Here is a 2736-nt window from a genome sequence, read left to right as displayed (position 1 = left end):
GTGAGCGTCACGGGAAGCTCACCGTGCCGGGCCTTGACTCGCGCGGAATGCTCTGGATAGCGCGGTCGGGATGATTGACGCCGCAGGCACGCGGTGATGGGGTGATCCCGGTTCGGAGCGGGCAACGGGGATCAGAATGACCAGCGAGTCTCAGCTGCGCGAGAAGCTTCGGAAGATCGAGGCGTTGTTCGTGGGTGCGGGAACTGCTGGTGAGCGCCTTGCGGCGGAAGCCGCGCTGCGGCGGGTGCGGGCCCGGGTCGAGGAGCTCGCTCGCCACGATCCACCGATCGAACAGCAATTCTCACTTCCCGACCAATGGTCGCGGCACCTGTTCTTGGCGCTTTGCCGTCGCTGCGGGCTGCGGCCGTTTCGTTATCACCGCCAGCGACGCAACACAGTGATGATCCGCGCGTCACGAGGCTTCGTCGACAAAGTGCTGCTGCCGGAGTACACCGAGCTGGAGAGGGCGCTGCAAGTCTATCTGCACGAGGTAACGCTGCGCGTGATCCGCGAGGAGATCTATGACGACACCAGCGATGCGCAGGAAGTTCCAGATGCCCTGCCGTCGAACTGATCAGGCGGCGAGCTTTGCCGGCGAACTGTCGCGCTCGGCCTTCCAATTCCACGGCAGCAGCATGTGCAGCTGATTGATCTTGGTACGTCCAGAGATGATGCGCTCGAGAACATCGGTCAGATAGTGCCGCGGGTCGATGTCTTGCAGCTTTGCCGAGTTGATGAGCGAGGCGAGAATGGCCCATGTCTCGGCGCCGCCTTCACTGCCGGCGAACAAGTAGTTCTTCTTTCCCAGGCCTATCGGCTTGATGCTGCGCTCAACCGTATTGCTGTCTATTTCAATGCGTCCGTCGTCGATGAAGCGCGTCAGGCCGTCCCAATGGTTGAGGGTGTAGCGGATGGCTTTGCCCAGACCGGACTTCTTCGAGACTTCCAGCAGCCGCGCCTCAAGCCAGGGTTTGAAGTCCTCGATCAACGGCCTGGTGTCGCTTTGCCGCATAGCAGCCCGATGCGCCGCCGGCAGACCGCGGATGCGATCCTCGATGGCGTAAAACATCGCGATCCGTTGCAGCGCTTCCGCGGCAATCGGCGACTTGGTCGCGACGTGAACGTCCCAAAACTTCCGCCGCGCATGCGCGAAGCAGAATGCCAGCTGCACCAGATGGCCGCCGTTCTTGATCAGGCCCTTGTAGGCGGCATAGCCGTCGACCTGCAGGATGCCGTGGTAGTCCCCGAACAGCTGCTTGGCGCGGATCGCCTTGCGATCCTCGGCAAACATGTAGACCACCGCCGGCGGCGCCGGGCCACCCCACGGACGGTCATCGGTGGCGATCGCCCAAAACTGGCAGACTTTGGTCCGGCCACGGCCGGGATCGAGAACCGGCAGCGGCGTCTCGTCGGCAAACAGCCGCGGGTAGGACATCACTGTGTCGCGCAACAGCGTGTGAAGCGGCTTCAGCCACCAGGCGGCGCGCCCCATCCACGAGGCCAGCGTCTGCCGATCGAGCGTGATGCCTTGCGCAGCGAACATCTGTTCCTGCCGATACAGCGGCAACTGGTAGCCGTATTTCATCACCGCGATGTGGGCCAGCAAGGCTTCCGTCACCATCCCGCCGTCGATCGCCTGGGCCGGCGCGGGTGCCTGCAGCACACCCTGGCGGCATCCCCGGCAGCCGTACCGCGGACGCACTATGCGCTTGACCCGGTACTGCATCGGAATGACGTCGAAGGCTTCCTTGACGGTCTCCCCGATTTTGTGCAGCCGCTCGCCGCAGCAAGGGCAGATGTGGCTCTCGATATCGATCACGACGTCGATGCGCGGCAAATGCTCCGGAAGCTTCCCCCGGTTGCGTCGCGCCGGTCGCTTTCCACGGCCCTCCGCTCCGTCAGGCAGCCCGTCTCCGGTAACGTCGTCGTTGGCGGCGGCACCAGCCGCCTGCGCCGTGATGGCGAAGAGAGGCAGCTGTCTGGGATCCAGTGTCTCAGAGCGGGGACCGAAGATCGTGCGTTTGTACTGGGACAGGATTATCTGGAGCTTGTCGTTCTCCTGGACCGCAGCGTCGCGTTGGGCAATCGCCGCATCACGCTCGGCCGCCAGCGTGCCGCATTCCGCCGACAACGCCGCAAGCCGTGACGACAGCGCCATCACGGCTTGTCGGAGCAATGCCGGATGAGAAGGCAAATCACTCATGCAGAGTGATTCTACAACAACTCCGCATGAGTGACGAACTACTCTTGATACGGATCAACCAGCTCGTGCTGGCTGATCCACAACCCGCATCGGCACACGCTTCCAGTCTGAACCATCGAGCAGCACCGAGAGCTGAGCATGAGATAGCGGCATGACGCCTTCCTTGATCGGCGGCCAGGTGAACTGCCCCTCGATTCTCTTGTAGTAAAGGACAAGGCCGCTTCCGTCCCAGGTCAGGATCTTCACGCGATCTCGGCGCTTGGAGCGGAAGATGTAAAGTCCGCCGTCGAACGGATCGGCTCCAAACGCCTCGCTCACCAGCATCGCCAGCGAGTCCATCCCGCGACGGAAATCGACCGGCTGCGTCGCGATCCAGATCGACAACCCGGGTCGCAGCCCGATCATCGGCCAACCGTCCCGACTGCCGCCAGCACCTCGCACAGCGCCCGCCGGTCGACCATTCCCCTGACACGGATGCGAACCGCGCCGACCTCGATCTCGATTGCCGCCTGCTCCTCGCGCGACGGCAATTC

The 2736-nt window shown here is 63.3% G+C and carries 3 protein-coding genes; 1 reads left to right on the top strand and 2 read right to left on the bottom strand.

The features are described 5' to 3' along the window. Positions 1–136 precede the first annotated feature (136 nt). Positions 137–574, top strand: coding sequence for a hypothetical protein (locus SO139_RS45970; protein ID WP_498542128.1), 438 nt, complete (start codon positions 137–139; stop codon positions 572–574). Here the strand turns inward: SO139_RS45970 and tnpC are convergent, their stop codons facing one another. Together tnpC and tnpB are read right to left on the bottom strand one after the other, a co-directional pair. Then, positions 575–2158 (bottom strand): IS66 family transposase, encoded by a 1584-nt coding sequence (tnpC, locus tag SO139_RS45965; protein WP_498542129.1) that lies wholly within the window; start codon positions 2156–2158, stop codon positions 575–577. It lies immediately after the preceding gene. 99 nt (positions 2159–2257) lie between these two features. Further along, positions 2258–2608 (bottom strand): IS66 family insertion sequence element accessory protein TnpB, encoded by a 351-nt coding sequence (tnpB, locus tag SO139_RS45960; RefSeq protein WP_249757165.1) that lies wholly within the window; start codon positions 2606–2608, stop codon positions 2258–2260. Positions 2609–2736 lie beyond the last annotated feature (128 nt).

The sequence above is a fragment of the Bradyrhizobium sp. UFLA05-89 genome (genome assembly GCF_059803475.1).
This window is presented reverse-complemented; position numbering and strand designations above follow the sequence as displayed.

Coding starts and splice junctions, on each gene's coding strand:
- SO139_RS45970 (WP_498542128.1), top strand. CDS start 137: ATGACCAGCGAGTCTCAGCTGCGCGAGAAGCTTCGGAAGATCGAGGCG.
- tnpB (WP_249757165.1), bottom strand. CDS start 2,608: ATGATCGGGCTGCGACCCGGGTTGTCGATCTGGATCGCGACGCAGCCG.
- tnpC (WP_498542129.1), bottom strand. CDS start 2,158: ATGGCGCTGTCGTCACGGCTTGCGGCGTTGTCGGCGGAATGCGGCACG.